The organism is Actinomadura darangshiensis (assembly GCF_004349235.1).
Lineage (GTDB): Bacteria > Actinomycetota > Actinomycetes > Streptosporangiales > Streptosporangiaceae > Spirillospora > Spirillospora darangshiensis.
The window spans coordinates 1-6,069 of the sequence record NZ_SMKY01000422.1; the positions used below are offsets into that span (position 1 = coordinate 1).

Annotated in this window: 6 protein-coding genes and 1 pseudogene; 4 read left to right on the forward strand and 3 right to left on the reverse strand. The window is 69.7% G+C overall.

Features of this window, described 5'->3' with window-relative positions; all coding sequences use genetic code 11:
* Positions 1–299: pseudogene (locus E1293_RS43375) on the reverse strand (hypothetical protein); the annotation flags it as partial.
* A gap of 73 nt (positions 300–372) precedes the next feature.
* Here E1293_RS43375 and thyX point away from each other — a divergent pair.
* The 3 genes from thyX to E1293_RS43390 all read left to right on the forward strand — a co-directional run bounded on the left by thyX (position 373) and on the right by E1293_RS43390 (position 3,253).
* A complete protein-coding gene (gene thyX / locus E1293_RS43380; RefSeq protein WP_132205412.1) occupies positions 373–1,104 on the forward strand; it encodes an FAD-dependent thymidylate synthase in 732 nt (243 codons plus the stop codon).
* A 116-nt stretch (positions 1,105–1,220) separates the two neighbouring features.
* Positions 1,221–2,471: an LAGLIDADG family homing endonuclease gene (locus E1293_RS43385; RefSeq protein WP_132205414.1), complete on the forward strand. Its 1,251-nt coding sequence runs from the start codon at positions 1,221–1,223 to the stop codon at positions 2,469–2,471.
* Positions 2,472–2,530: 59 nt separating this feature from the next.
* Positions 2,531–3,253 (forward strand): dienelactone hydrolase family protein, encoded by a 723-nt coding sequence (locus E1293_RS43390; RefSeq protein ID WP_132205416.1) that lies wholly within the window; start codon positions 2,531–2,533, stop codon positions 3,251–3,253.
* 10 nt (positions 3,254–3,263) lie between these two features.
* Here the strand turns inward: E1293_RS43390 and E1293_RS43395 are convergent, their stop codons facing one another.
* A complete protein-coding gene (locus E1293_RS43395; protein ID WP_132205418.1) occupies positions 3,264–3,668 on the reverse strand; it encodes a PaaI family thioesterase in 405 nt (134 codons plus the stop codon).
* A 116-nt stretch (positions 3,669–3,784) separates the two neighbouring features.
* On the opposite strand from E1293_RS43395, the gene E1293_RS43400 reads away from it, so the two are divergent.
* Positions 3,785–4,585, forward strand: a complete 801-nt coding sequence (locus E1293_RS43400; protein ID WP_132205422.1) for a helix-turn-helix domain-containing protein — start codon at positions 3,785–3,787, stop codon at positions 4,583–4,585.
* Between the two features lie 7 nt (positions 4,586–4,592).
* Here the strand turns inward: E1293_RS43400 and E1293_RS43405 are convergent, their stop codons facing one another.
* Positions 4,593–5,708: a globin domain-containing protein gene (locus E1293_RS43405; RefSeq protein WP_132205420.1), complete on the reverse strand. Its 1,116-nt coding sequence runs from the start codon at positions 5,706–5,708 to the stop codon at positions 4,593–4,595.
* Positions 5,709–6,069: the final 361 nt, after the last annotated feature.

Consider the following 6,069-nt stretch of genomic DNA (forward strand, 5'->3'; position numbering starts at 1 on the left):
CCCTTGGCCCCCACCCGCCGCAGCGGATACAGGATCCGGTCCGGCTGCGAGGCCCGCTCCAGCCACCGGTTCACCTTCGTGCACAGCGCCCCGCGCGTATACGGATGGTCGGGATTCCCCCGCAGCCGGATCGCCTGCCCGTCCCGCACGGTGACGACCCAAGAGCACCCATCGGGACAGTCCAGCGGACAGGCCCCCAGCACCTTCAATTCCGACCCCACCGAACCCTCCCCAGCTGGACGAACCCTCCCAGTGTCCACCACAACGCCATGAGCATCATTCTCATTGGCACCTGACATCCGCTCAGTTCCGCTGTCGGCCGTCGCCGCTAAGGTTGCGGAGGCGGCGGAGTCGACATGAGGGGGAGGTCCGATGGCGGACGACGAAGCGATGGAGATCGAGTTTCGCGGCGACGTGGTGGTGGAGCTGGTCAAGTCCGCCGCCTCGGACGCCGACGTGCTGTGGGCGGCGCGTGTCTCTACCAAGGGGGAGAACTCCCTGGCGGAGATCGAGGCCGACCCCGAACGCTCCAAGGGCCTCATCAACTACCTCATGCGGGACAGGCACGGCACCCCCTTCGAGCACTCCTCGATGACCTTCTACGTGAAGGCGCCGATCTTCGTGTTCCGCGAGCAGATGCGGCACCGGACGTTCTCCTTCAACGAGGAGAGCGGCCGCTACCGCAGGCTGGAACCCGTCTTCTACGTGCCGGGCCCGGAACGGAAGCTGGTCCAGGAGGGCAAGCCGGGCAAGTACGTGTTCGTGGACGGCACCCCGGAGCAGCACAAGATCGTCACGGAGGTCACGAAGGAAAGCTACCGGCAGGCGTACCGCGCCTACACGGAGATGCTGGACGCCGGCATCGCGCGTGAGGTCGCGAGGAGCGTCCTGCCGGTCGGGCTCTACTCCTCGATGTACGTGACCTGCAACGCGCGCGCCCTGATGAACTTCCTGTCCCTGCGCGTCAGGCGCGAGGACGCCACCTTCCCGTCGTTCCCGCAGCGCGAGATCGAGATGGTCGCCGAGCTGATGGAGGCCGAGTGGGCGAAGCTCATGCCGCTCACCCACGCCGCCTTCGAGACCAACGGCCGCGTCTGCCCCTAGCCTCCGTGCAGAACACAGTGCCCGCCCTTGCCCAGAACATCGGCGGGCGCGTTCTGTCAGTGCTTCGTGATCTCCTGTGACCGCGGTGGTGCCGAGGGTGACGGAGGCGGCGGGGGATGAGGCACGGCTACGACGACCGGACGGATGTTCTGACGGCGGACGGCTGGAAGCCTTGGCCGCTGGTGAAGGGGACCGAGATCTTCGCGGCCGTCGATCCCTGCACCGGCGCCTTGGAGTACCAGGCGGCAACTGCCGTGTTCCATCGCGAAGTCCGGGGGCCGATGTACCGCGTCAGGTCAGAGCAGATCGATCTGCTGGTCGGTGTCGACCATCCGCTGTGGGTTCAGCGGTTCGATACGCGTGCCGCGCGACGGGGGCAACAGCCGTTCGCGATCGAGACGTCGAGCGCTCTCCTGCACAAGCGCGTCCGATATGAGAAGACGGCCGGGTGGCGCAACGGCACCGACACCGACGTATTGATTCCGTCGACGAGCCGGACATGGACACGCTCGGACAACGGTGCGCCCTGCCGACGCGACTACTCGGGCAAGGCCTTCCCGGCAAGGCCTTTTGCAAGGTTTCTCGGCTACTTCCTCGCGGAAGGTTCGATCAATGGCCACCAGATAATTTTGGCTCAGAACCGGGGGCCGGTCTTGGATGCGATGGTCGGCGTGGTACACGAATTAGGTCTTTCGGCTTACGTGCCGGCGTCAGGTCATGGATGCGTCCGAACCCAATGCGCTCCGTTGCGCGACTACCTCGCCCGGCTGGGCCGGGCGATCGACAAGAGGCTGCCCCAAGAGGTGCACCGTTGGACTCCCGAGATAATCCAGGTGTTCATCGACGCGATGGTCGAAGGTGACGGCACCACCCATGGCAAGAGCGGGCACCGGGTGGTCTACACCGCGTCCGCAGAACTGGCCGGAGGGCTGCAGACGCTCGCCGTCAAGGCCGGTATCAGCGCCAACATCCGCATGGATGACCGCACCGGACAGTTGCGGGTGATGCCCAACGGGCAATCATTTCGCAACCTTCGCCCGTCCTATGTGGTTTCCCTGGTCGTCAAACGCAATCGACCGCTCGTCAACCATGGGCGTGGTCAGCCCAGTCGTTATTGGAACGACGAGGGTTATCATGATGGGTTCCGCCAGTATTCAGGTGGCGTACATTGCGTGGCCGTCCCGCATGAGCTTCTGGTGGTTCGACGGAATGGCAAGGTCGTCGTTTCGGGGGCGGCCCGGCCAGCGGACGGCTCGAGGTCCGAGCAAGATCGGCTTAGTGGGGGGAGTGTGACGACTGCCGTCAGGAAGAGTGCTGACGAGTACGTCGTGGAGGACGGGCCGGGGTGCGAGTGGTGGAAGGTCTGAGTCGCCGGGGCGCAGCCGGGGCTGGCACAGAGCTTAGGTCTCGTGAATTATTGGACGTTATGTCTGACATCAGCATTCCCGTGGGGGGTCGTGAGTTGCCGGGGTACCTCGCCGTGCCTGAGGGGGAGGGGCCCTGGCCCGGCGTCGTCATCGTGTTCGAGGCGATGGGTGCGAACGCCGACATGCGCGCCCAGGCCGACCGGTTCGCGGCGAACGGGTACGTCGCCGTCCTGCCCGATCTGTACGACGGGGCGCCGTGGGTGCGGTGCGTCACCAAGGCGATGCGGGACATGCGCGCCCGGCGCGGCCCCACCTACGACCACATCGAGGCGACGCGTGCCTGGCTCGCCGGCCGGGACGACTGCACCGGCGACGTGGGCGTCTGCGGGTTCTGCATGGGCGGCGGGTTCGCGCTGGTCGCGGCGGCGAAGTACGACTTCAAGGCCGCCGCGGCCAACTACGGGATCCTGCCGCGCCGGCCGGAGGAGTCGCTGCGCGGCGCGTGCCCGGTCGTCGGCAGCTACGGCGCCGCCGACCCCACGCTGCGCGGGGCGGCGGACAAGCTGGAGCGGGCGTTGACGATCGCCGATGTCACGCATGACGTGAAGGAGTATCCGCGCACCGGGCACAGCTTCCTGACCGGGTTCGCCCCGCCGGGCCCGCTCGGGCCGGTCGCGAAGATCGTCTTCGGGCTGGGCCGGGGCCGCGAGAACGCCGCCGATGGCTGGGACCGCATCTTCGCGTTCTTCGGCGAGCACCTGTCCAAAAAATCTACAACGTAAAGGCGCCGGGTCAGGGCCGTAGGACGGCCTGGGTCTGGGTGACCTGGGCGACGCGGCGGCCGGTGGCGTCGACGAGGTCGGTCTGGACGACGATCGACGTGCGGCCCGTGTGCAGGGGGTGCGCGACGCCCCGGACGTGGCCGTCCTTCACGCCGCGGAAGAAGTTGGTCTTGGACTCCAGCGTCGTCGTGGACGTGCCGGGTGCCAGGTTGAGGAAGGCGCAGGCCGCGCCGAGCGTGTCGGCGAGCGCCATGAGGGCGCCGCCGTGCATGAGGCCGCCGGCGGTGCAGCGGTCCGGGGCCCAGTCCAGGTGGCCGGTGACCTCCTCGGGGCCGGCGGTGTCGATCTCCACGCCGAGCGCGCGGGCGAACGGCATGGCGTCGGTCAGCTGGTCGGGGGTGAGCCCGGTCGTCATGAAGCCTCCTCGGACGGTGTGCGTCCACCCTGGCGACCGGGGCCTGGCCGCGTCCATTACCCCGGACGTAATCGTGCGCCTGACCGGGAGGCCGGTAGCGTCGGGGCGTGACGACGATGACGATGGCGTTGAGTGACGTGAGGCCGATCGGGGACCAGCTGCGCGCGTGGCGGCAGCGGCGCAGGCTCAGTCAGCTGGAGCTGGCGTCGGACGCGGACGTGTCGACCCGGCACCTGAGCTTCGTGGAGACGGGGCGGTCGGCGCCGAGCCGGGACATGGTGCTGCGGCTCGCGGAGCATCTGGACGTGCCGCTGCGCGACCGCAATCTGCTGCTCGTGGCGGCCGGGTACGCGCCGGTGTTCGACGAGACGCCGATCGAGGAGCCGAAGATGGACACGGTCCGGGCGGCGCTGCGGCAGGTGCTGGACGGGCACGAGCCGTACCCGGCGGTGGTCGTCGACCGGTTCTGGAACCTGATCGACGCCAACGGCGCGGCCGCGTTCTTCATGGAGGGCGCGCCGCCGGAGCTGCTGGAGCCGCCGCTGAACGTGCTGCGGCTCAGCATGCATCCGGACGGGATGGCGAAGAACATCCTGAACCTGGCGGAGTGGCGCGCCCACATGATCGACCGGGTGCGGCGGCATGTGGCGCTGACCGCGGACACGGCGCTCGCCCAGCTGTACAAGGAGCTGCGCAGCTTCCCGGGGGACGTGGGGGAGGCGATGGCGCCGCCCGCGGGCCACGAGGTGTTCGTCCCGCTGCGGATGCGGGTGGACGGCCGGGAGCTGTCCTTCTTCAGCACCATCGCGACGTTCGGGACGCCGGTCGACATCACGGTGGCGGAGCTCGCGATCGAGTCGTTCTATCCGGCGGACGCGGCGACGACGGCGTTCCTGCGCGAGCGCGCCGGCTGGTGACCCGGCGTCAGTCGCCGGCGGTGAGCAGGTCGTGGTGGATGCGGGTCAGGGGCGTGCCGAGGCGCTGCAGGGCGGCGACCGTCCGGCGGACGAGGGGGACGGGCCCGGCCACGTAGGCGTCGTGGTCGCCGACGTCGGCCAGCAGGCCCGGCAGGACGTCCGGTATCCGGCCGGTGAGGGCGCCGGGCCCCTGCGCGCGCGACAGGACGGGGACGACGCGCAGCCGCGGGCACGCGGACTCCAGCCGCCGCAGCTCGGGCAGGTCGTAGAGGCCGGTCGCGTGGCGGGCCGCGACGAGCAGGTCGACGTCGCGGTCCAGGTCGGCCGCCTGCTCGGCGAGGGCCTTCATGGGGGCGAGGCCGGTGCCGCCGCCGACCAGGAGCAGCGAACGGTCCGAGCCGGGGTCCAGCGTCATCGCGCCTTCGGCCGGGCCCAGCAGGACGGTGTCGCCCTGCCCGGTGTGCCGGACCAGGGCGCCGCTCACCCATCCGCCGGGACGGGCCCGGACGTGCAGCCGCAGCATCCCGTCCGGCCGGGGCGCGTTCGCGATCGAGTACGGCCGCCATACCCGCGGCCAGCGCGCGGTCTGCACGGTGACGTGCTGCCCGGGCGCGAACGGCAGCGGCCGTTCGGGGCGGAGGGTGAGCGTCGCGAGGTCGGGGGCGCGGCGGTCGTGCTCCACGACCTCGGCGACCCACCAGGGCGGCGCGTCGGCGGCGTCGTCGGCCGCCGCGCGGATCATGGTGTCGGCGGCGGACCGGTAGGCGGCGAGCCAGGCGCCCTCGGCCTCGGCGGTCCAGATGTCGGCGGCGTAGGCGCGCAGCGTGGCGGTCAGCGCGGCCTCGACGGCGGGGTAGTGCTCCTGCAGCACCCCGTACTTGCGGTGGCCGCGGCCGAGCCGGCGCAGATGGCCGGCGAGTTCCTCCGGGTTGTCCTGGCTCCACACGATCTGGGTGAGGGCGTGGAAGAACCGGTCGTGCTGGCCGCCCATCGCGGGCGGGAACAGGGCCCGCAGCCGGGGCTGCGAGGCGAAGAGGCGGCCGTAGAAATAGCTCGTGGCGCCCGCCGGGTCGGCTTCGAGACGGGCGAAGCATTCTTTGACGACGCGGGGTTCCGGTGACATTCGGAGCTCCCCCTCCTCGGGCTGTCGGAGGCCGGATACCGTGCTTCACGCGGCGGCCGGGACCCGCTGGGTGCCCGGCTTTGTGAGATTCTCGCACTCATTTCCACAGGCCATCAAACCAGTGGTCATGGAGGCCGTGAGGAGAGATACGCACCGTGATCGTCCGCCGATTCCCCGTGACCGTGGGTGTGGGGAACGTGGTAGGCATACTGATCGGTACCGACGTGCTGGGTGCGCACGGCTCGTGGACGGCGGGCCGAACGTGGAGGAAGAATCCGCACCCGGGTAGAAGATTCCGGAATTCTTTCCGCGTTCGGCGCCGGACCGTTCTGACCGCTTCGGAATGCGAAGATCCGCGCCG